17 protein-coding genes are annotated in these 21,379 nt (G+C 70.5%); 8 read left to right on the forward strand and 9 right to left on the reverse strand.

The genetic code is table 11. The features are described from left to right. Positions 1-75: 75 nt before the first annotated feature. Both icmF and ABZ725_RS07610 read left to right on the forward strand, forming a co-directional pair. On the forward strand, positions 76-3,300 hold the full coding sequence (gene icmF / locus ABZ725_RS07605; protein ID WP_358801806.1) for a fused isobutyryl-CoA mutase/GTPase IcmF: 3,225 nt from the start codon (positions 76-78) through the stop codon (positions 3,298-3,300). Between the two features lie 95 nt (positions 3,301-3,395). Further along, positions 3,396-4,514, forward strand: a complete 1,119-nt coding sequence (locus tag ABZ725_RS07610) for a substrate-binding domain-containing protein (RefSeq protein ID WP_358801807.1) — start codon at positions 3,396-3,398, stop codon at positions 4,512-4,514. Here the strand turns inward: ABZ725_RS07610 and ABZ725_RS07615 are convergent. Beyond that, entirely contained in the window at positions 4,471-4,959 is a 489-nt protein-coding gene (locus ABZ725_RS07615) for a MarR family transcriptional regulator (RefSeq protein ID WP_358801808.1), read from the reverse strand. The genes ABZ725_RS07610 and ABZ725_RS07615 overlap by 44 nt on opposite strands. A gap of 256 nt (positions 4,960-5,215) precedes the next feature. On the opposite strand from ABZ725_RS07615, the gene urtA reads away from it, so the two are divergent. The 5 genes from urtA to urtE all read left to right on the forward strand — a co-directional run bounded on the left by urtA (position 5,216) and on the right by urtE (position 10,058). After that, positions 5,216-6,469, forward strand: coding sequence for an urea ABC transporter substrate-binding protein (gene urtA, locus ABZ725_RS07620; RefSeq protein WP_358801809.1), 1,254 nt, complete (start codon positions 5,216-5,218; stop codon positions 6,467-6,469). Positions 6,470-6,563: 94 nt separating this feature from the next. Beyond that, positions 6,564-7,451 (forward strand): urea ABC transporter permease subunit UrtB, encoded by an 888-nt coding sequence (gene urtB / locus ABZ725_RS07625; protein WP_358801810.1) that lies wholly within the window; start codon positions 6,564-6,566, stop codon positions 7,449-7,451. Beyond that, the gene (gene urtC, locus ABZ725_RS07630) at positions 7,448-8,578 is read left to right on the forward strand and encodes an urea ABC transporter permease subunit UrtC (RefSeq protein ID WP_358801811.1); all 1,131 of its coding nucleotides are present in this window, start codon (positions 7,448-7,450) and stop codon (positions 8,576-8,578) included. Before urtB ends, urtC begins: the two co-directional genes overlap by 4 nt. After that, the gene (gene urtD, locus ABZ725_RS07635) at positions 8,575-9,360 is read left to right on the forward strand and encodes an urea ABC transporter ATP-binding protein UrtD (protein ID WP_358801812.1); all 786 of its coding nucleotides are present in this window, start codon (positions 8,575-8,577) and stop codon (positions 9,358-9,360) included. Before urtC ends, urtD begins: the two co-directional genes overlap by 4 nt. A 5-nt stretch (positions 9,361-9,365) precedes the next feature. Further along, the gene (urtE, locus tag ABZ725_RS07640) at positions 9,366-10,058 is read left to right on the forward strand and encodes an urea ABC transporter ATP-binding subunit UrtE (protein WP_358801813.1); all 693 of its coding nucleotides are present in this window, start codon (positions 9,366-9,368) and stop codon (positions 10,056-10,058) included. A gap of 62 nt (positions 10,059-10,120) precedes the next feature. On the opposite strand, the gene ABZ725_RS07645 is transcribed toward urtE, so the two are convergent. Genes ABZ725_RS07645 through ABZ725_RS07660 form a run of 4 tightly spaced genes read right to left on the reverse strand, consistent with a single transcriptional unit; the run spans position 10,121 to position 15,065 of the window. Next, on the reverse strand, positions 10,121-11,044 hold the full coding sequence (locus tag ABZ725_RS07645; RefSeq protein WP_358801814.1) for a helix-turn-helix domain-containing protein: 924 nt from the start codon (positions 11,042-11,044) through the stop codon (positions 10,121-10,123). A gap of 37 nt (positions 11,045-11,081) precedes the next feature. After that, positions 11,082-12,107, reverse strand: a complete 1,026-nt coding sequence (locus ABZ725_RS07650; RefSeq protein ID WP_358801815.1) for an ABC transporter permease — start codon at positions 12,105-12,107, stop codon at positions 11,082-11,084. Then, the gene (locus ABZ725_RS07655) at positions 12,091-13,659 is read right to left on the reverse strand and encodes a sugar ABC transporter ATP-binding protein (protein ID WP_358801816.1); all 1,569 of its coding nucleotides are present in this window, start codon (positions 13,657-13,659) and stop codon (positions 12,091-12,093) included. The genes ABZ725_RS07650 and ABZ725_RS07655 overlap by 17 nt, the downstream gene beginning before the upstream one ends. After that, positions 13,656-15,065, reverse strand: coding sequence for an amidase (locus ABZ725_RS07660; protein WP_358801817.1), 1,410 nt, complete (start codon positions 15,063-15,065; stop codon positions 13,656-13,658). The genes ABZ725_RS07655 and ABZ725_RS07660 overlap by 4 nt, the downstream gene beginning before the upstream one ends. Before the next feature lie 285 nt (positions 15,066-15,350). On the opposite strand from ABZ725_RS07660, the gene ABZ725_RS07665 reads away from it, so the two are divergent. Next, complete coding sequence (locus ABZ725_RS07665; RefSeq protein WP_358801818.1) at positions 15,351-16,538, forward strand: substrate-binding domain-containing protein; 1,188 nt, start codon at positions 15,351-15,353, stop codon at positions 16,536-16,538. 215 nt (positions 16,539-16,753) lie between these two features. On the opposite strand, the gene ABZ725_RS07670 is transcribed toward ABZ725_RS07665, so the two are convergent. The 4 genes from ABZ725_RS07670 to ABZ725_RS07685 form a co-directional block, all read right to left on the reverse strand. After that, entirely contained in the window at positions 16,754-17,992 is a 1,239-nt protein-coding gene (locus ABZ725_RS07670) for a VCBS repeat-containing protein (protein WP_358801819.1), read from the reverse strand. A 213-nt stretch (positions 17,993-18,205) separates the two neighbouring features. After that, the gene (locus tag ABZ725_RS07675) at positions 18,206-18,850 is read right to left on the reverse strand and encodes a response regulator transcription factor (protein WP_351919500.1); all 645 of its coding nucleotides are present in this window, start codon (positions 18,848-18,850) and stop codon (positions 18,206-18,208) included. Between the two features lie 65 nt (positions 18,851-18,915). Next, positions 18,916-20,310, reverse strand: coding sequence for a sensor domain-containing protein (locus ABZ725_RS07680; RefSeq protein WP_358801820.1), 1,395 nt, complete (start codon positions 20,308-20,310; stop codon positions 18,916-18,918). A gap of 105 nt (positions 20,311-20,415) precedes the next feature. Continuing rightward, positions 20,416-21,354 carry a TIGR03619 family F420-dependent LLM class oxidoreductase gene (locus ABZ725_RS07685; protein ID WP_358801821.1) on the reverse strand — a complete coding sequence of 313 codons (939 nt, stop codon included), beginning with the start codon at positions 21,352-21,354 and terminating at the stop codon, positions 20,416-20,418. Positions 21,355-21,379 lie beyond the last annotated feature (25 nt).

A 21,379-nucleotide genomic window follows, 5' to 3' on the forward strand; every position in this document is an offset into this window, starting at 1 on the left:
CACGGCTTCCAGGAATTTACTAGGACGTCCTACTATCTAGGTGTCAGCGTTCTTCCGGACATCGGGGAAGGCCCCATGAGTGATCTGCATCGTCCCGTGCACCCCGTTCGTCTGGTCACGGCTTCGGCCCTGTTCGACGGGCATGACGCGTCGATCAACATCATGCGGCGGATCTTCCAGTCCCAGGGCGCGGAGGTGATCCATCTCGGGCACAACCGCTCGGTTCGGGAGGTCGTGGACGCCACGCTGGAGGAGGACGCGCACGGCGTGGCCGTCTCCTCGTACCAGGGCGGGCACGTCGAGTACTTCGAGTACCTGGTCGAGTCGCTGCGCGCCCAGGGAGCCGACCACGTCCGTGTGGTGGGCGGTGGGGGCGGGGTCATCGTGCCCGAGGAGATCGCTCGGCTGCGCGCCGGCGGGGTGACCATCTTCTCCCCGGAGGACGGGCAGCGGATGGGCCTCGCCGGGATGGTCAACTCGGTCGTGCGGGACTGCGACTTCGATCTGTGGGAGAGCGGGTCGGCCGATGTCGACGCCGTGCTCGCCGGTGACCGGTTCGCGGTCGCGCGCGCGGTCACCGGCGCCGAACTCGGCAAGCTCCCCCCGGACTTCCTCGAGCGGCTGCGGGCCTCGGCGCGGCCGGTGCCGGTGCTCGGCATCACCGGCACCGGCGGCTCGGGGAAGTCGTCCCTCACCGACGAACTGGTGCGCCGGTTCCGGCTGGACCAGCAGGACAAGCTGCGGATCGCGGTGATCGCGGTCGACCCGACCCGGCGGCGGGGCGGCGGAGCGCTCCTCGGCGACCGGATCCGGATGAACTCCCTCGACGGGAACAGGGTGTTCTTCCGCAGCCTCGCCACCCGCGGCAGCCGTGAGCTGCCGGAGCATCTGTCCGAGGTGATCGACGTGGTGAAGGCGGCCGGGTTCGACCTGGTGATCGTGGAGACGCCGGGCATCGGCCAGGGCGACGCGGCGATCGTGCCGTTCGTCGACGCCTCGCTGTATGTGATGACGCCGGAGTTCGGCGCCGCCTCGCAGCTGGAGAAGATCGACATGCTCGACTTCGCCGACGTCGTGGCGATCAACAAGTTCGAACGGCGCGGCGCCAAGGACGCGCTGCGCGACGTCGGCCGCCAGCTCGTCCGCAACCGTGAGGCGTTCGGGATGCGGCCCGAGGAGATGCCGGTGTACGGCACCTCCGCGGCCACCTTCAACGACGACGGGGTCACCGCGCTCTACCAGCACCTCAAGGCCACCTTGGCCGAGCGGGGACTGCCGCTGACCGAGGGCGCGCTCACGCCGGTCGACGTCCGCCACTCCTCCGGCATCCGGCAGGTGGTCCCGGCCGACCGGGTGCGCTACCTCGCCGAGGTCAGCGACACCGTACGCGCCTACCACGCCGGCACCGAGCGGCTGGCCGAGGCGGCGAGGCGGGTGCAGCGCCTGGCGGCGGTCGAGGGCGAGCTCGTCGAGGCGGGCTCCGACGCCGGCAACGTACGGGCGCTGCTGGAGGACGCCCGTCGGCGGCTCCCGCAGGACGTGGGCGAGCAGCTCGCGAACTGGCCGGCCGTCCTGGCCTCCTACTCGGGTGACGAGCAGGTGGTGAAGGTCCGGGACAAGGAGATCCGCACCAAGCTGACCCGCGAGTCCCTCTCGGGCAACAAGATCCCCCGCGTCGCCCTGCCACGCTTCACCGACCACGGGGAGCTGGTGCGCTTCTGGCGCGCGGAGAATCTCCCCGGCTCCTTCCCCTTCACCGCCGGGGTGTTCCCCTTCAAGCGCGACGGCGAGGACCCGGCCCGGATGTTCGCCGGCGAGGGCGACCCGTTCCGCACCAACCGCCGCTTCAAGCTGCTCTCCGAGGGCCAGCCGGCCACCCGCCTGTCCACCGCCTTCGACTCCGTCACCCTCTACGGCCGCGACCCCGGCGAGCGCCCCGACATCTACGGCAAGGTCGGTACCTCCGGCGTGTCGGTGGCCACCCTCGACGACATGAAGACGCTCTACGACGGCTTCGACCTGGTCGCGCCCACCACCTCGGTCTCCATGACGATCAACGGCCCCGCGCCGACGATCCTCGCGTTCTTCCTCAACACCGCGATCGACCAGCAGATCGACCGGTTCCGCGCCGCCGAGGGCCGCGACCCCGCCCCCGAGGAGGCGGCCGAACTCCGCGCGCACGCACTGGCGAACGTCCGCGGCACGGTGCAGGCCGACATCCTCAAGGAGGACCAGGGCCAGAACACCTGCCTGTTCTCCACCGAGTTCTCCCTGCGGATGATGGCCGACGTCCAGGAGTGGTTCATCGCCCACCAGGTCCGCAACTTCTACTCGGTGTCCATCTCCGGCTATCACATCGCCGAGGCCGGCGCGAACCCCGTCAGCCAGCTCGCCTTCACCCTCGCCAACGGCTTCACCTACGTCGAGGCCTACCTCGCGCGCGGTATGCGCATCGACGACTTCGCGCCCAACCTGTCCTTCTTCTTCTCCAACGGCATGGACCCGGAGTACTCGGTCCTCGGCCGGGTGGCCCGCCGGATCTGGGCCGTCGCGATGAAGGAGAAGTACGGGGCGAACGACCGGTCGCAGAAGCTGAAGTACCACGTCCAGACCTCAGGACGCTCCCTGCACGCCCAGGAGATGGACTTCAACGACATCCGCACCACCCTCCAGGCGCTCATCGCCATCTACGACAACTGCAACAGCCTGCACACCAACGCCTACGACGAGGCGGTCACCACCCCCACCGAGGACTCCGTCCGCCGGGCCCTGGCCATCCAGCTGATCATCAACCGGGAGTGGGGCCTGGCGATGAACGAGAACCCCCTCCAGGGGTCGTTCGTCATCGACGAGCTCACCGATCTGGTCGAGGAGGCCGTGCTCCAGGAGTTCGAGCGGATCAGCGAGCGCGGCGGCGTGCTCGGCGCGATGGAGACCGGCTACCAGCGCGGCCGGATCCAGGACGAGTCGATGCTCTACGAGCAGCGCAAGCACGACGGCACCCTGCCCATCATCGGCGTCAACACCTTCCGCAACCCCCACGCCGACACCGCCGAACCCGGCGTCATCGAGCTGGCGCGCGCCACCGAGGAGGAGAAGCGCTCCCAGCTGGAGCGGGTGCGCGGCTTCCAGGAGGGCCATCGCGACCCGGCGCACGCCGCCCTCGTCGCGCTCAAGGACGCGGCGGTGAGCGGCCGCAACGTCTTCGCCGTCCTGATGGACGCCGCCAGGGTCTGCTCGCTCCAGCAGATCACCGACGCCTTCTTCGAGGTCGGGGGCCAGTACCGCCGCAACGTCTGAACCGACCACCGTCGCAGCCGACCCAGGCCCTGCGTATCGTCTCTCGATGCGGACCCGCTCTTGGGCGGGGACGCCGGTCAGGCAATCATGTGCCCATGCACCGGCCGCAGCTCCGCCTCCACACCCCCGAGTGGGTCACGGCCGACGGTTCCACCCTGAACGTCGCGCTCGTGTACCCGATGCAGGGGCCTGCCGGGATCTTCGGCCCCACCTGTGAGGCCTGCGCACGGCTGGCGGCCGAGGAGATCAACAAGGCGGGCGGAGTCCTCGGCAAGGAGCTGCGGCTCATCGAGGTCGACGGCGGGGCCGACCCGCACAAGGTCGCCGAGGACGTCGAGGCCCTGGTGGCGACGGGCGCGGTACAGGGCGTCACGGGCTGGCACATCTCCTCCGTGCGGCAGGCGGTGGCGCCACGGGTCGCGCATCGTGTGCCGTACGTGTACACGGCCCTGTACGAGGGCGGGGAGCGCACCGAGGGCGTCTTCATGACGAGCGAGACGCCCTCCTGGCAGTTGCTGCCCGCGATGCGGCTGCTCACCGAGACCCGGGGCGTGCGCCGCTGGTTCGTCGTCGGCAACAACTACGTCTGGCCCCGGCGAACCGCCCGGGCCGCCCGCCGCTACGCGCGCGACTGCGGGGGGCGGGTCTGCGGCGAGGCGTACCTGCCCCTCGGCGCCGAGGACTTCGGGGACGTGCTGCGGCGGATCGAGCGGGCGGACGCCGACGGCGTGCTGATGCTCCTGGTGGGCAGTGACGCGGTCCGTTTCAACCGGGCCTTCGCCGCCTCCGGGCTCGACCAGCGCAGTCTTAGGCTGAGCACGCTGATGGACGAGAACATGCTGCTGGGCAGCGGCCCGGGAGCCACCGTCGACCTGTTCAGCACGGCCGGGTTCTTCGCCTCGCTGGCCGACCAGAACACCATGGACTTCCATGGCCAGTACGCCGACCGCTTCGGGCCGGAGGCGCCGACCCCCGGCAGCCTGGGCGAGTCCTGCTACGAGGGTGTGCTGCTGCTCGCGGCGCTCATCGAACGGGCGCGCGCCCTGGACATGGCCGCGATCGGCGCGGCAGCAGAACGCGTCTCGTACGAAGGCCCGCGCGGTCTGTTGAGCCTGGACGGCCGGCACGTGCGGCAGCGCATCTACCTCGCGCAGGCGGACGGGCTCGACTTCAACGTTCTCGCCCAGCTGAGCGCTCCGCACGAGTTGTCGTGACGGCGCTGCGGCCCTCTTCGAGCGCTGCCGCCAGCTGATCCAGCAGCACCTCCAGCCGTGCGCCCTCCGCCTCGCCGAGATCTCCGAGCAGAGGCTCCAACTCGGCCCAGTCGGCCCGCACTTCACGGGCCATGCGCTGCCACCGCTGCCGGCCGCGCGGGGTGAGGTGGGCCAGGACGCGGCGCCGGTCGGTGGGGTCGATCCTGCGGAAGACCAGGTTCTGGTCGACGAGTTGGTCGATCAGCTTGGTGAGACTCGGGGCCGGCAGGAAGGCGTGGTCGGCGAGGGCCGTCATGTTGTGCCCGTGCCCGTCGGAGAGCAGGTCGAGGACCCGCCATGCCTCCACCGAGCAGTCGAACTCGTCCAGTACGGCCTGGACCCGGCGCACGGAGAGGCGCTCGGCCCGTGTCAGCAGCCGGAGCAGATCCTGGGGCCGCCTCGCCATCGCACTCCTCCGCTCGAAGCCCTGCTGATCCCCGCGCGGGGTCGCCCGCTCGAGCCTACAGGAAAACAGATCCTTTCCCTGGGAAACATTAATTGGCTGCGGATCATTTCTTTTGGTCCACATTTTTGCTTCCACTGGAAACTGTTCTTCAATTGCTTCGAAACTCTCCGGAAACAGTTTCCTCGCAGGCTGTGCGCCAACACCCCCTTCCCTGAAGCGCGTTCCGCTCCTTCCCTCCCCAGAGTCGAGGTTTCGTATGTCCGGGCTCAGCATCAGCAGACGTGGCCTGTTGGTCGGCATATCGGCGGTCGGCGCGTCCGCGGCCCTCAGCGCCTGTGGCGCGAAGACGGGCAGTGACACGTCGTCGGACTCCGCCGCCAAGGCGGACACCGCCGGCAGCACCGTCAAGGTCGGTCTGCTGAACTCGCTGTCGGGCACCATGGCCATCAGCGAGGTCACCGTCCACAACGCGCTGTTGCTCGCCATCAAGGAGATCAACGCGGCCGGCGGTGTGCTGGGCAAGAAGCTCAAGGCCGTCAGCCAGGACGGCGCGTCCGACTGGCCCACCTTCGCGGAGAAGGCGGAGGCGCTGATCAAGGACGACAAGGTCGCGGCCACCTTCGGCTGTTGGACCTCGGCCAGCCGCAAGGCCGTCAAGCCGGTCTTCGAGCGGTACAAGTCGCCGCTCTTCTACCCGGTGCAGTACGAGGGCCTGGAGGAGTCGCCGTACATCTTCTACATCGGCGCCACCACCAACCAGCAGATCGTGCCCGCGCTCGACTACCTCAAGAAGCAGGGCCTGACCAAGCTCTACCTGGTCGGCAGCGACTACGTCTTCCCGCGCACCGCCAACAAGATCATCAAGGCGTATGCGAAGGCCAAGGGCATGACGGTGGTCGGCGAGGACTACGCGCCGCTCGGCTCCACGGAGTTCGGCACCATCGTCAACAAGGTCAAGGGCTCCGGCGCGGACGCCGTGTTCAACACCCTCAACGGCGACAGCAACGTGGCCTTCTTCAAGGAGTACAAGTCCTCCGGGCTCACCGCGAAGAGCATGCCGGTGCTGTCGGTCTCCATCGCCGAGGAGGAGGTGAAGAGCATCGGCACCCAGTACCTGGAGGGCCAGCTGACCGCGTGGAACTACTACGAGACCACGCCGGGCGCGACCAACACCAAGTTCGTGGCGGCCTACCAGGCCGAGTACGGCAAGGACAAGCCGACCAGCGACCCGATGGAGGCCGCCTACATCTCCGTCTACCTGTGGAAGGCGATGGTCGAGAAGGCGGGCTCGTTCGACGTCGCCAAGGTGAAGGCGGCCTCGGACGGCATCACCTTCGACGCCCCCGAGGGCAAGGTCACCGTCGACGGCGCGAGCCAGCACGTCTACAAGACCGCCCGGATCGGCAAGGTCGGTGCGGACGGCCTGATCACCGAGGTGTGGAACTCGGGCAGCCCGATCAAGCCGGACCCGTACCTCAAGGGCTACGACTGGGCCTCCGGCCTGTCCTGATCCCCGGACCCCCGCGGTGGGACCCGGCCCCGGCACGGGGCCGGGTCACGCCCATGGCAAGCCCGCACTCCCGTCCCCGACCCGGAGCCGCTTCATGACGGTCGTCCTCAACCAGTCCTTCACCGGCATCAGCATCGGTGCCGTCCTGCTGCTCATCGCGCTCGGTCTGACCCTGACCTTCGGGCAGATGGGCGTGATCAACATGGCGCACGGCGAGTTCATCATGGCCGGCGCCTACACCACGTACGTCCTGCAGAAGTCCATCAGCAGCGCCGGCCTCTCGCTGCTCGTCGCGCTGCCCGTGGCCTTCCTGGTCGCCGGGGCGATGGGCGCCCTGCTGGAATGGCTGCTGATCCGGCGTCTGTACACCCGGCCGCTGGACACCCTGCTGGTCACCTGGGGTGTCTCCCTGATGCTCCAGCAGCTCGCCCGGGACGTCTTCGGCGCCCCCAACGTGCAGACCCACGCGCCCGATCTGCTCACCGGCAACGTCTCCCTCGGCGGCGGCGTCACCTTCGCCAGCAGCCGGCTGTTCATCCTCGGCCTCGCCCTGCTCTGCGTCCTCGCCCTCACGCTGATCCTGCGGCTCACCCCGCTGGGGCGCCGCATCCGGGCCGTCGTGCAGAACCGCGACCTCGCCGAGGTGTCCGGCATCGCCACCGGCCGGGTCGACCGCATGACCTTCTTCATCGGCTCGGGGCTCGCGGGCGTGGCCGGCGTCGCCCTCACCCTGGTCGGCCCGATCGGCCCGACGATGGGCACCAACTACATCGTCGACGCCTTCCTGGTCGTCGTCGTGGGCGGCATCGGGCAGCTCAAGGGCAGCGTGATCACCGCCTTCGCGCTCGGCGTCCTCCAGTCGGTCCTCGAGTACTCGACGACGGTCAGCGTCGCGAAGGTCATCGTGCTCGTGGCGATCGTCGCCTTCCTCCAGTGGCGACCCCAGGGCCTGTACACACTGCGCACCCGGAGCCTGGCATGACGACGACCACACCCACACCCCCCGCCGCGACGCAGCCCTCGACCCCGCTGCGGGCACGCCTCCGGGTCCCCGGCGCCTTCCTCCTCGGCGCCGTGCTCCTCCTCGCCGTCGCCCCCGTCGCCCTCTCCGACTTCCGCCTCTCCCTCCTCGCGAAGTACCTGTGCTACGCGATCGTCGCCGTCGGGGTCAGCCTCGCCTGGGGCCGGGGCGGACTCATGGTTCTCGGCCAGGGCGTCTTCTTCGGCCTCGGCGGCTACGCCATGGCCATGCACCTCAAGCTCGCCGACGCCGCCGCGACCGGCGAGACGCTGCCCGACTTCATGCAGCTGTACGGCACCGGCGACGCGCTGCCGTGGTGGTGGAAGCCCTTCGCCAACCCGGGCTTCGCGCTCGCCATGACCGTGCTGCTGCCGATGGCGGTCGCCGCGCTGCTCGGCTTCTTCGTCTTCCAACGCCGCGTCAAGGGCGCCTACTTCGCGATCCTCAGCCAGGCCCTGGCCGCCGCTCTGGCCATCTGGCTCGTCGGCCAGCAGGCGACCACCGGCGGCACGAACGGTCTCACCGACATCCAGGGCTTCCTCGGCTACTCGCTCGACGACCCGGTCAACCAGCGCACGGTGTACTTCATCATCGCCGTCGTCCTGCTGCTGCTGATGGCCGCCGCCCGCCAGCTGTTCGTCAGCCGCTACGGCGAACTCCTCATCGCCGTACGGGACTCCGAGGAGCGGGTGCGCTTCCTCGGCTACAACCCGGCCAACGTCAAGCTCGTCGCCTACGTCGTCGCGGCCGGCATGGCCGGCCTCGCGGGCGCCCTCTTCGTGCCGGCCGTCGGCATCATCTCCCCGGCCCTGATCGGGATCGTGCCCTCCATCGGCTTCGTCATCGGCGCGGCGGTCGGCGGCCGGGCCTCGCTGGTGGGCGCGGTGCTCGGCGCGATCGCCGTGGCCTGGGCGCAGAGCACGCTCTCCGACGCCTTCCCCGCCGCGTGGACGTACCTCCAGGGCCTGCTGTTCGTCGTGGCGGTGGGCTTCCTGCCCGGCGGCCTGGCCTCCCTCGGCGTCGTCCTGCGCAAGCGCCGTGCCCCTGCCGGTACCCCCGGTACCCGTACGACTGGAGAGACAGCATGAGCGGCGAGGGACTGACCGTCCGCGACCTCAGGGTGACGTTCGACGGGTTCACCGCCGTCGACGGCGTCGACCTGGACATCCGCCCCGGCGACCTGCGCTTCCTCATCGGCCCGAACGGCGCCGGCAAGACCACCCTGGTCGACGCGGTCACCGGCCTGGTCAAGGCCACCGGCTCGGTCCGCTTCGGCGGCGAGGAACTCCTCGGCAGACCGGTCCACAGAATCGCCCGCAAGGGCATCGGCCGTACGTTTCAGACGGCCACCGTGTTCGAGGAACTGACCGTGCTGCAGAACCTCGACATCGCCGCGGGCGCCGGGCGCGGCCCCCTGACCCTGCTGCGACGCCGCAAGGGCATACCGGAGCCGGTGACGAAGGCCCTGGAGACCACCGGCCTCACCGAGCTGCGCGACCGCCCCGCCGGGGTGCTGGCCCACGGACAGAAGCAGTGGCTGGAGATCGGCATGCTCCTCGTCCAGGACGTGAAACTGCTCCTCCTCGACGAGCCGGTCGCCGGCATGAGCCACGACGAACGCGAGGCCACCGGCGAGCTGCTGCGGCGGGTGAGCGAAGACCACACGGTCGTCGTCATCGAGCACGACATGGACTTCATGCGCTCCTTCGCGCGCAGCGTCAGCGTCCTGCACGCGGGCAAGGTCCTCAGCGAGGGCTCGGTCGCCGAGGTCCAGGCCGACGCCAAGGTCCAGGAGGTCTACCTGGGACGTGCGTCCGACCTGGAGCCGGTGAGCGAACCCGCTGCCGTACCCGTCGCCGAGGAGGCGTGACGACCATGCTGGAGATCAGTTCCGTCCAGGCGGGCTACGACCGCACCACCGTGCTGCACGGCGTGACCGTCTCCGTCCCGAAGAACGGCGTGGCGACCGTCCTCGGCCACAACGGAGCCGGCAAGAGCACTCTGCTGCGCGCCGCCATGGGCCTGATCAGGCCGAAGGGCGGGACCGTCCTGCTGGACGGCGAGGACATCACCCGCCTCGCCCCCAACGAGCGGGTCGCCCGCGGCATGGCCTATGTCCCGCAGGGCCAGCAGTCCTTCCCGCACCTCACCACGGCCGAGAACCTCCAACTCGTCGCCGACGGACGCCCCGAGGGCAAGGCGGCCGTCGCCGAGGCGCTGGATCTGTTCCCGGTGCTGCGTGAGCTGTCCGGCCGTCGCGCCGGCCTGCTGTCCGGCGGTCAGCGCCAGCAACTCGCCCTGGCCCGGGCCCTGATCACCCGCCCGAGGCTCCTTCTCCTCGACGAGCCGACCGAGGGCATCCAGCCGTCCGTGGTCGCGGAGATCGAGGAGACGATCCTCGCCCTGACGCGACGCGGCGGCCTGTCCGTCCTCCTCGTCGAACAGCACGTGGGCTTCGCGATGCGGGCGGCTCAGCGCTACTACGTCCTGGAGGCGGGCCGGGTGACGTCCTCCGGAGCGGGAGGAACGGAAGCCGAACACACCGTGCGGGCGGCGCTCAGCGTATGACGCCCGGACCCGGTCGGCGGCTCGCCGACCGGGTCCTGGAGGCAGGTCTCTGAACTCGCCGCTCAGAGGCGGGAGTTCGCCTGCCGGTACGCCTGCGGGCCGAGGCCGTACTGGGCCTTGAAGGCCCGGCTGAAGACGGAGGCGTTGTCGAAGCGCCAGTGGCGGGCGACGGCCGCGACGCAGAGCGAGGCCTGCAGAGGGTCGGTGAGGTCGGCGCAGGCGCGTTCCAGACGGCGCTGGCGCACGTACCGGGACACCGTCGAGTGCTGCTCGGCGAAGACATGGCGGACGTACCGGGTGGACAGATGGTGCGCCGCGGCGAGTCGTTCCGCGTCCAGCACCTCGTCCCGCAGATGGTGTTCGATCCACTGCGCGAGCTGGTTGAACAGGGAGAGCTTCCGGCTCGGCGGCTCTCCCGACGTATGGTCCATGATCACCGCGTGGATCAGCGACAGGACGGCGTTGCCGTGCTCGACCCGGGCGCGAGCCGTCAGATCGGTGTGGCCGCCGGCCAGGCAGGTCAGTGCGGCGGAGAGGATCGAGCCGCTGGTGGTGCGGTTGAGCTCGGAGGACGCGAGGATCTCGGGCAGTCCCACCAACTGCCGTCCGATCGAGTACAGCGGCACCGCGATGGCCAGGTAGGAGTGGGCGACCGGCGCGGAGATGGTGAACGGCTGCGCCCCGGAGTACATCGTGAACTGACCGGGCCCGAGGGCCACCGACCTGCCCGCCTGGTTGACCGTGGTCTCGCCCGCCAGCACCAGACCCACGGCGATGCCCGCCCTGGGCTGCGCCCGGACGGACTCGACCTCGACGGGATCGCCCGAGGAGAAGGCGGTGCAGGTCAACGTGCCCAGGGAGAAGGTCTCCGGTTCGGCGACCTCACCGGGCGACCGGAGGATCACGGTCGGCCCGGGTTCCGTCGGCCCGGAGCAGTCGTCGGGCGCATCCGCGAAGATGATGCGCTCCCGCAGCCCGTGGTTCATCGCTCATCGGCCTCCTGAGCCCGGAGAGTAGCTCGTTTCATCCCGAACGAACAGCTCCCGCCGCGAGCCGGGTGAAGGCCACCGCCGCCAGCAGCGCGCCACCGTTGAACACCGGCCCCACCCATGCGGGCGCGCCGAGCAGGGTGAGGCCGCTGACGCTGACGGCGACGAACAGAATGCCGATCACGGTGCCGGCCACCGATGGCCGGCCCAGGTCGAGGGTGATGGTGCTGAGCAGCACGGCGGTGAGCGCCGGGAAGAGCATGGTCATGCCGTTGTCGGAGGTGGCCGCGCCCTGCCGGGCCAGCAGCAGCACCCCGGCGATCCCCGCCATCGTGCCCGACAGCACGAACGACAGCAGCCGCACCCGGACGACCCGCACGCCGACCAGCTCCGCCGCCCGCGCGTTCGACCCGGTCGCGAAGAGCTGCCGTCCGAACGGGGTGTGGCTCGTGACGAACCACGCGGCCGCGGCCAGCACTGCGGCCAGTACGGCGATCCGCGGCACGCCGACGATGTCGAGGGAACCCTGGTCGGTCAGGCCGGCGGGGATGCCGTCGGTGATCTGCAGTCCTCCCGTGTAGGCGAAGATCACCCCGCCGAGCAGGGTGGCGGCGCCCAGCGTGGCGATGAAGCCGTTCATGTCCCAGACCGCCACCAGGATGCCCAGCAGCAGGCCCACGAGTGCTCCCGACACGATCGCCAGCGTCACGGCGACCGGCAGGGGAAGCCCGAAGCGGGACAGCGCCGTCGCCGCGACCACCGAGGACATCGCCGTCACGGCCCCGACCGAGAAGTCGAAGTAGCCGGCCGCCATGGGGAACAGCAGGGCGAGGGCGACCGTCAGGCCCACCGCCTGGTTGGCGAGCATCGCCTGGATGTTCTCCGGGCTGCGGAAAGCGGTGCCCGAGGCGGGCAGCACCGAGAAGGCGACGATCATGGCGATCAGCACCAGCGTCAGGGCGTACCGGGGTCCGAGGAGCCGATGCCGAAGGGGCGTCGGCCGCTCGGCGGGCGCCGTGACGGTCTGCTGCCGGTCCGGGGATTCAAGGCGCGTCGACATGTTCGTCCGTCCGATCCTGTTGCGCCGACTGGGAGATGCGGGACTCGGTGAGCTCCGCGCCGATGAGTTCCGCGACGGTCCGCCCCTCGCGCAGGACGATCACCCGGTCGCAGAGTTCCGCCAGTTCCTCGAAGTCGGAACTGGCCACGAGGGCCGCGTTGCCGTCCGCCACATGGCTGCGGACGAACCGGTGGATGTCCGCTCGGGCCGCCGCGTCCACACCCTGGGTCGGCTCGTCGAGCAGCAGCAGCCGCGGGGAGCCGCGGAACCAGCGGGCCAGCACCGCCTTCTGCTGGTTGCCGCCCGAGAGAGCGGCGAACGTGATGTCGGGCGAGGCCGCCTTCACCCCGTAGCGGGCGACGAGAGCGGTGGCTTCGGCGCGCTCGCGGCGCTTGTCGATCCGCCAGCCGTGCCAGTGCTCGCCCAGGCCGGCCGCGCAGATGTTCTCCCACAGCGGTCGGTCCATGAAGCTCGCGTCCGCGCCCCGGTCCTCCGGGATCATCGCGATGCCCAGCCGCATCGCGGCGGGCGGATCGCTCACGGTGACCGGCCGGCCCGCCAGCTCGACGGATCCGCCGCGGACGCGCAGGTCCCCGAACAAGGCGCGCAGAAGAGAGGTGCGTCCGGAGCCGACGAGGCCCGCGACCCCCACCACCTCTTCGGCGGCCACCCGTAGATCCGCCGCCCGCACGGCACCGGCCGACAGGGCGCGTACGCGCAACAGCGGCGGCCCGACGCTCTCCGGGCGCCTGACTCCGACTCCGGCTCCGGGCCCCGGCTCGGGGAGCGTCGCGCCGGTGATCGCCTCGATCAGGCCCGCCCGGTCGGTGCGGGACCGGGGGACGTCCGCCGTCACCACGCCGTCGCGCAGCACGCTCACATGGTCGGCGATCTCCAGGACCTCGGCGAGCCGGTGACTGACGTAGATGATCGTCTGACCGCGTTCGCGGCACTCGCGCAGCGACTGCAGCAGCAGATCGACCTCGTGCTGGGGCAACCGGGCCGTGGGTTCGTCGAGGACGAGGGTGATCGCGGGGTCGTCGTCGCGCAGGGCGCGGGCGATGGCCACCAGCGTGCGGTCGCTGGGACGCAGGGACCCCACCGGCGTGCGCGCGTCGACGGCCACCCGGGCCCGGTCCAGATGCTCCTGCGTCCTGCGATACAGCGCCCGCCAGTCGACGGCGGTCCCCAACCGGCGCGGAAAGCCGCCTTCGAGGGCGAAGTTCTCGCCGACGGTGAGATCCGGGACGAGGCCCAGATCCTGGTGGACGAAGCGCAGGCCGGCCGCGCGAGCCCGCGCGGGGGAGTAGTGGGCGGTCGGATGCTCCTTGCCGTGGATCCGGATGGCGCCGCCGGGCGCCGCGCGATGCGCCCCGGCCAGGATCTTCAACGTGGTGGACTTTCCCGACCCGTTGCCGCCGAGCAGCGCGTGCAGGGATCCGGAACGGACGTCGAGCGAGATCCCGCGCAGGACGGGCACGCCGCCGAAGGACTTGTGGATACCGGTGAGTCGGACGGCGGGCTGGACGGCGGGTTCGGGCGGGGCGTTCATCGCAGGCCGTCCGGGACCGCGGTGGTCCACGCGTACAGCGGCTCCACGGAAGCGGCGAGCCGGATCAAGGTGGCCTCGTCGAACGGGCCGCCCACCAGTTGCGCCCCCACCGGGAGGCCCGCGGCGGTGCGGTGCACGGGGAGGCTGATCGCCGGCAGGCCGGTCAGGTTGGCGAAGAACGTGAAGGAGATCATCTGGGTCTCGGTCAGCCGGAACCCGGTCGGATCGGCGTTCTTCTCCTGGACGACGGTGCCGACGGGCGGGGGAGTGCAGGCCATGGTCGGGGTCAGCAGGACGTCGAAGTCACGGCCCCACTGCGCCACGACCTCCCGGGACTCCCGGTGCAGGAGCGCCATTCCCCGGGCGTACTCGGCGATGTTGCGGGTCAGGGCGAGGGCGCGCAGCTCCTGCAGATAGGGCTCGGCGAGCTCGGGCCGCTCGTAGGACACGAGGTGCAGCGCGGACGGGATGACGAGCTCGATGTACGCCTGGGCCGCCTCCTGGGAGAAGAAGCGCGGTGTGACGGGGGTGACCTCGTGGCCGAGGCCTTCGAGGGTGCGGGCGAGCGAGGTGGCCGCCGCGACGCACTCCTCGTCCACCGGCACTCCGGTCGGGGCGGACAGCAGCAGCCCGATCCGGAGCCGTCCGGCGTCCCTTCCCACCTCGTCGGCGAAGGGCCGGTGCGGGACGGGGGCGTGGTACCAGCCCAGGAGGTCCGGGGTCGACATGACGTCGAGGACGGCGGCCGCGTCCTCGACATGGCGTGTGATGGCGCCGTCCGTCGCCGAGTGCTCCCAGGCCGGCACCCGCATGGGCACCCGCCCCCGGCTCGGTTTGAGACCCACCAGGCCACAGGCCGAGGACGGCATACGGATCGAGCCGCCGCCGTCGGACGCCTGGGCCAGCGGGGCGAGACCGGCGGCCACCGCGGCGGCGGCGCCCCCGCTGGATCCGCCTGGGCTGAAGCGTGGATCCCACGGGTTGTGGGTGACGCCGTAGCGGCGGTTCTCCGTGACGGACATGGGGCCCATCTCCGGGGTGTTCGTCCGTCCCATCAGAAGGAACCCCGCGTCCAGCAGCCGCTCGACGCTGAGGTCCGTCTCCTCGCTCGGCGCGTCCGAGGTGCCGGCCGAGCCGAAGGTGTTCGGCTGTCCGGCCACCGAGTTGAGATCCTTGACCGGGATCGGCACCCCGTGGAAGGGCGGCAGCTCGTCGCCGGACATGACCGCGCGTTCGGCCTCCTTCGCGGCGCGCAGGACGTCCTCGTCGTTGCGCCACACGAAGGCGTTGAGCTGCGGGTCGTGGCGGTCGACGCGGCGCAGGTACGCTTCTGCGAGCTCCACCGGGCTGAGCTGCCTGGACCTGACGGCGCGGGCCAGACTCACGGCTGAATCGAAGGGATTCATTTTCGGTTCACCTTCCCTGGGTGTCTGGCTGTCGAGTGTGACCGGGGCCTCTTCGACGGTGTTGACCGTCAGGGCGTTGCTGTTGACCGGCGCGGCACAGCCCTCGGCGAGTCCTCGGCACCGGCCTCGGCGCAGACCTGGACCGGCCGCGCGGCTCGCCTCCGTCCAGGACTGCCGTGGCGGTCAACCGCTGTGCCGTGGGCGTCAATCGGGGGGAGGCACCGGGTCGCACACTCCTGTCCACCGTGCCGCGGACGCACTCACCCAGGACAGGAACGAGCGATCATGAACCGCAACTCATCCCCGCTTCGCCGAGCCGTACTCGCCGCCGCCGTCGCCTGCGTGCTGGGCACGACGGCCTGCTCGTCGACCGGCGCCGACGCCACCGGCTCGACCGCAGGAGGCTCCTCCGCAGGAGGCACGGCGCCCGCCGCCGCCACGGCCGCCGTGCAGGCCGCCGTCAAGGGAATCGACGGGCCGGTCCCCACCACCGGACCGAGCGCGGTCCAGGGCAGGAACGTCTGGATCGTGTCCGCGTTCGAGCAGGTGCCCAACATCGCGGTCATGACGAAGAGCCTGAAGGAGGCCGGGCAGGCCCTGGGCTGGAAGGTGTCGGTCTGCGACGGGCGCAACAACGCGGGCGGAGCCTGGGCCGCGTGTGTGCGTCAGGCCGTCGCCGCGAAGGCGTCGGGCATCATCCTCGACGCGGTCGACTGCGCCCCGGTGAAGGCGGCGCTGGCCGAGGCCAGGAGCGCCGGAACGAAGATCGTCGGAATGTCGGCCTTCGACTGCAGCGATCCTCGGCAGGGCGGGGGCGCGTCGATGTTCGACGGCAACGCGACCTTTGTCTCCACCGTGCCGTCCACCGCGGAGTTCCTGCGGCAGCAGGGCAGGCTGCGGGCGGACTGGATCATCGCGCAGTCCAAGGGCAGGGCCAAGGTGGTGCATGTGCGCTTCCGCGGGGTGGCCCTGGGCGAGTACCTCGCCGAGGGCTTCACCGAGGAGATCGCGACCTGTAAGGGGTGCAGCGTGGTCGGCACCGTGGACATCACCCCCGAGGACATCCCGCAGATCCGGCAGAAGTTCGAGTCCGCGCTGCTGAAGGCCCCGCAGGCCGACGCGGTGGCGGTCGACGAGGACTTCATCGTGACCGCGGGGATCCAACAGGCGCTGGCGACGGCGAACCGGCCCGGGCTGATCGCCGCCGGCGGGGAGTGCTCGCAGGACACCCTGTCCGCGCTGCGCACGGGCAGAGGCGTTCAGATGTGCATCGGGTCGTCGCTCGGCCGGCTGGCGTACTCCGCGGCCGACGCGCTGAACCGGGTGTTCGCCGGCGCGCAGCCGGCCCCCTCGGGCCTGGGGTGGTCGCTCGTCACGAAGGACGACAACCTGCCGGCCGAGGGGGCGTTGTTCGAGAGCTCCACGGACTACCGGGCCGGGTACCGGGCGGTGTGGGGCGCCTCCGCGTCCTGAGCTTGAGGGTGCAGTTGGCGCCGGAGCAGACGCTCATCTCATCCGCTCAGGTGAGAGGGCCCAGTCGGCATGACGCCGGCTGGGCCCTCGTAGATCCGGGATGCCGCGACTGCGGAGGCGATCGGTCAGCCGTGACCGCTGTCCGTCACGAGAGACTCACCTCAAGGTCGGGGGCCTGTCCCTGGTTGTGCTCACGGAGCGCCAGGCTCCGTCGACTATCCGAAGCTGCCGTCCCCGAGGGCCACAGCCGTGTAGACCCCGGCCTGGCCGAACCCGATGAGGTCCGCGCGTCCGTCGCCGGTGATGTCGGCCACGAGGCGGGGATGCTGAGCGTTTCGCCAGCCCTGGTTGAATCCGAGGTCCGTGACGACGCGCTGCGGAGTCCCGAAGGTGCCGTTGCCGAGCGCGTTGGCCGTCCAGACCCCGTCGGTGCCGAACCCGACGATGTCGCCGCGCCGGTCTCCGGTGATGTCGGCCACGAATTCAGGCCGGTCACCACGCCAGCCTGCTCCCGCCCCGAAGTCGTTGCTGGCGACTCTGAAGTCGGCGAATGTGCCGTCTCCATTGGATACCGCGACGTACGACTGAGGCTCGATCTGGCCGAATGCGACGATGTCGGCGCGGCCGTCGCCGGTGACGTCGGTCACCGCGTCCATGAGCTGGAATGCTGATGTCGCGTTCGTTTGCGCGCGCCGCGACGCGGCGTAAGTTCCGTCATTCCTCGGACTGGCCGACACGATGTGCGCTGACGTGTCGAACTTGACCGCCAGGATCTCCGCGCGTCCGTCGCCGGTGACATCGACGACCCGGAAGTTGCTGAACGTGCTGATGACGGTGGTGAACTCGGTGGTGGCGAGTATGGGCGCGGCGAACCCGCCGTTTCCCTGCGCCAAGGCGATGTCCACCCGGCGATCGCTGATGCCGATGAGATCGGTACGGCCGTCCCCGTTGACGTCTCCGGTGAAGAACTCGCTGGGCAGCCTCGTGTTCGCCCCGAAGGCGTTCAGCGCGAACTGGGCCGGGCCGAATGTGCCGTCCCCACGGGAGATGGCCGTGTAGACCCCGTCATCGCCGATGGCGATGATGTCCGCGCGCCCGTCACCGGTGACGTCGGTGACGAAGCGGGGATGCCGACCGACCCGCCAGCCGTTGCCGTATCCGAGACCGGCGGTACCGCCCGCAAGCGCGAATGTGCCGTCCCCGCGAGCCACGGCGGTCTGGACCTCGGTGTCACCGAAACCGACGATGTCCGCGCGCCCGTCACCGGTGATGTCGGCCATGAATCGCGGATGGCGATCGACCCGCCAACTGTTGGCGAGCCCGAACCCGGCAAGCACGAATCGCGCATTCGGCAGTACGGACGCAGTTACGTCCGCAGCGCGTTGGGCGTCGCCCTTGGCAACAGCCGAATCGGCGTGTGCGGGTGACAGCACCCCCAACACCGCACTGCCCACCGCGACCGCCGCCCCCAACACTCTCACAAGACGATGTCTCATTTTTTCCCCCTACTGATCGCCACCATGGCGCGTGATGACGACTATTTCGCGCCGGCGCTCACCCGGTCACTGCGGTCCGCCATCCACTTGGGGTATGGCCTGCCACACCTCGGACGTGATCCGCGTCATGCGGGCGGGCGGAGAGAATCAAGGGTGGATGGTGATGGCCCATCAGGCGTTGAGGTAGGCGAGAACGGCGAGCACCCGGCGGTGCTGGGCGTCGTCGGGCGGCAGACCGAGCTTCGCGAAGACATTGCCGATGTGCTTCTCCACCGCGCTGCCGGAGAGCACCAGCCGCCGGGCAATGGCCGAGTTGGAATGGCCCTCGGCCATCAGAGCCAGCAACTGCCGTTCACGCGCGGTCAGTACGCCCAGCGGGTCGTCCCGGCGCTGTACGGCCAGTAACCGGGCGACGACCTGAGGGTCGAGCACCGTCGCACCACGGGCGACCCGGTACAGGGCGTCCAGGAACTCCTCGACCTTGGCGACCCGGTCCTTCAGCAGATAGCCGACGGCACCGAAACCATCCGCGAGCAGATCAGATGCGTAGGACACCTCCACATACTGGCTGAGCACCAGCATCGGAGAGCCGGGCAACTGTCCGCGGGCGGTGATCGCCGCCCGCAGGCCCTCGTCCGTATGCGTCGGCGGCATCCGCACATCGACGACCGACACGTCCGGGCGGTGCGCGAGCACCGCCTCGACCAGGGCTGGGCCGTCCCCCACCGCCGCCACGACCTCGTGGCCGTCCTCGGCGAGCAGGCGGACCAGGCCCTCGCGCAGCAGCACCGCGTCATCGGCGACGACGATCCGCAGTGGATCCCGGGCCGCAGGAGCCGAGTGCGCGCCAGGCGGTGTGTCAGGCCTTGTTCCGCCCGAGGTCAGCGACATGGCAGCTCCGCGGTGACCGTCGTCGGACCGTACTCGGGACTGCTGATCCGCAGGCGGCCGCCGACCGCCTGCACCCGGTCGGCCAACCCCTGCAGTCCGTGTCCTTTGGCGGAGGTCGCTCCGCCCACCCCGTCGTCCGTCACCCACACCCGCAGAACTCCCTCGGCACGGCGCATTCCGACCATGCACCGGCGGGCGTGGCTGTGCTTGGCCACGTTCGTCAGCGCCTCGGCGACCACGAAATACGCGGCCGTCTCGACGGCGTCGTCCAGCCGACGGCCGATGGGACCGACGTCGAGTTCTGCGGCGACGACGCAGCGCGCGGCCAAGGCGGTGAGCGCCTCCCGCAGCCCTCGGTCGGCGAGGATCGGCGGGGCGATGCCTCGTGACAGAGCCCGCAGCTCGTCCAGCGCCTGCTGAGTCTGGACGACCGCGTCGGCGAGTGCGACCCGGACGAGTTCCGGATCACGGTCGAAGTGATGCTGGGCGCGGCCCAGTTCCATCGCCAGCCGGACCAGCTGCTGTTGGGGCCCGTCGTGGATGTCACGTTCGAGCCGGCGCAGGGCGGTGGCCTCGGCCGTCACCGCTGCGACGGCCTGCGCGCGGGCGGTGTCGCGCTCCTGCTCCGGACCGCTGATCCTGCGATGCAACGCGGACATGTTGGAAAGCAGCGCCTGCCCAAGACCAGCCTGGGCGGCGACGCACACCCGGGTCATCAGCGGCAGGGTGGACAGCAGCAGCACAGCCAGCGTGATCGCGAAGGCGAGCCGCTCGGCCGGCGACGTCAGCCCCAGGCTCAGGGAGATGTGGGACCGGTTGCTGCCCGCGTACAGGGTCAGGGGCATCGGTCGCAGCGGCTCAGGCGCGACCTCGCTGCGCAGGGGGTACGTGGCGGTCGCGACTCCCACGAACCACCACAACACCGTCACCACCGAGGTGACCAGGACGACGGGGAGCACCAGCACCGCGTGCGCCAGGTCGAGCCACAGCCCCGGATCAGCCGTATCCGCCGTCTCCTTCGACCTCGGCCGCCGGCCCGCGCCCTGTGCCCCGCCCGTCCGGAAGCGCACCTTGCCGATCCGCCACCACTCCAGATCGCCGGGCCACCGCGCTAGCGCCAGCGCCCGGGTGGTGACGGGCGCCCCGCTCGGCAACAACGAACCGACCGTTGCGACGCACAGGCCGCCGACCACCAGCAGCAGACCGACAACGGCGCTCAACGGCGCGGTAAGGAGAAACAGCGATTCCACGAGCGTGCGACGCCCGACGCGAACGATGAACCCGGCGCTCCGCCGCCACCGACCCGTGACCGCGGAAGGCAGCGACTCAACCATTCCACCAGCATAATGTCGCTCCACCCAAGCTTTCCCGACGCCCGCCGGCATCAGTCTCGAGGATCTGCGGGCCTTGCCAGATCAGGGCCCCTGGCCACCCACCTGCGCCGCCCCTCCACGCGGTGACGGCGGCGGCCCGCACCCGCGTCGCCGCCGTCACGCGGTCATGGACTCCACACGGCGCATCACCTCGCGGCAGAACGCGCCCACCGCGCGCGGGTCGTCCGTGAACTGCGAGGGCTTGATGCAGAAGGTCGTGAAGCCCTGCGCCAGCTGCCGGGGGATCGGCTCGAGAGCCTGCGCGAGGTCGGCGCAGGAGGAGTCGTCGGGGAAGACCGCGCGGGTGCCGCCGATCACCTCCAGCTCGGCGATGTCCCGCCCCGCGGCGGCCATCGCCTCCTTGAGCCGCTGCATCTCCTCGGGCTGCACCTGCCCGAGCGGGTTGAAGGCATGGCCGTACCGGACGATCCGGCGGACCATCGCCTCGTGCATGCCCGCCCCGCCGAAGCACAGCCGGGGCCCGCTCGGGCGATGGGCCTTGGGCTCGAAGTAGACGTCCTGGAAGCTGTAGTGCTCGCTGTGATGGGACACCGGAGACGGCCCCCACAGCTTCGCCCAGATCTCCAGGTGCTCGTCGAGGAGCCTGCCGCGTCGGGTGAACGGGACGCCGAGGGCGTCGTATTCGTCGCGGCTCCAGCTGACGTTGGGCAGCACCGTCAGCCGGCCCTCGGAGAGGAGATCGAGGGTGCCGAGCTCGCGCGCCAGGAGCAGCGGGTGGCGCAGAGGGGCGATCACCGCCGAAGCGGCGAGGCCCACCCGCTCGGTGACGGAGGCGATGGCGGCGAGCAGGATCAGGGAGTTGGGCCAGGGCATGGAGGGGTCCTGGTTGCCGGGCAGCGCGTAGTCGCGGGGATTGCCCATGATGCCGTCGGCCCCGGCGTCCGGGCCGAGCACGATGTGCTCGCTGATCATGACGGCGTCGAATCCGGCGTCCTCGGCCTCGCGCGCCCAGCGGACCACGGTCGGCAGATCCGCGCGGCCGCCGGTCATGGTCCAGTTCTCGCTGAGGACGAGCTGCATACGGGGAGTGGGCATCGTGGATCCTCACAGGTAGGGGGAG

The sequence above is a fragment of the Streptomyces sp. NPDC006872 genome, from assembly GCF_040635845.1.
Taxonomy (GTDB): Bacteria; Actinomycetota; Actinomycetes; order Streptomycetales; family Streptomycetaceae; genus Streptomyces.

Excerpts from the sequence above, each read along its gene's own strand:
- icmF (WP_358801806.1), top strand. The coding sequence starts at position 76 with ATGAGTGATCTGCATCGTCCCGTGCACCCCGTTCGTCTGGTCACGGCT.
- ABZ725_RS07610 (WP_358801807.1), top strand. The coding sequence starts at position 3,396 with ATGCACCGGCCGCAGCTCCGCCTCCACACCCCCGAGTGGGTCACGGCC.
- ABZ725_RS07615 (WP_358801808.1), bottom strand. The coding sequence starts at position 4,959 with ATGGCGAGGCGGCCCCAGGATCTGCTCCGGCTGCTGACACGGGCCGAG.
- urtA (WP_358801809.1), top strand. The coding sequence starts at position 5,216 with ATGTCCGGGCTCAGCATCAGCAGACGTGGCCTGTTGGTCGGCATATCG.
- urtB (WP_358801810.1), top strand. The coding sequence starts at position 6,564 with ATGACGGTCGTCCTCAACCAGTCCTTCACCGGCATCAGCATCGGTGCC.
- urtC (WP_358801811.1), top strand. The coding sequence starts at position 7,448 with ATGACGACGACCACACCCACACCCCCCGCCGCGACGCAGCCCTCGACC.
- urtD (WP_358801812.1), top strand. The coding sequence starts at position 8,575 with ATGAGCGGCGAGGGACTGACCGTCCGCGACCTCAGGGTGACGTTCGAC.
- urtE (WP_358801813.1), top strand. The coding sequence starts at position 9,366 with ATGCTGGAGATCAGTTCCGTCCAGGCGGGCTACGACCGCACCACCGTG.
- ABZ725_RS07645 (WP_358801814.1), bottom strand. The coding sequence starts at position 11,044 with ATGAACCACGGGCTGCGGGAGCGCATCATCTTCGCGGATGCGCCCGAC.
- ABZ725_RS07650 (WP_358801815.1), bottom strand. The coding sequence starts at position 12,107 with ATGTCGACGCGCCTTGAATCCCCGGACCGGCAGCAGACCGTCACGGCG.
- ABZ725_RS07655 (WP_358801816.1), bottom strand. The coding sequence starts at position 13,659 with ATGAACGCCCCGCCCGAACCCGCCGTCCAGCCCGCCGTCCGACTCACC.
- ABZ725_RS07660 (WP_358801817.1), bottom strand. The coding sequence starts at position 15,065 with ATGAATCCCTTCGATTCAGCCGTGAGTCTGGCCCGCGCCGTCAGGTCC.
- ABZ725_RS07665 (WP_358801818.1), top strand. The coding sequence starts at position 15,351 with ATGAACCGCAACTCATCCCCGCTTCGCCGAGCCGTACTCGCCGCCGCC.
- ABZ725_RS07680 (WP_358801820.1), bottom strand. The coding sequence starts at position 20,310 with ATGCCGGCGGGCGTCGGGAAAGCTTGGGTGGAGCGACATTATGCTGGT.
- ABZ725_RS07685 (WP_358801821.1), bottom strand. The coding sequence starts at position 21,354 with ATGCCCACTCCCCGTATGCAGCTCGTCCTCAGCGAGAACTGGACCATG.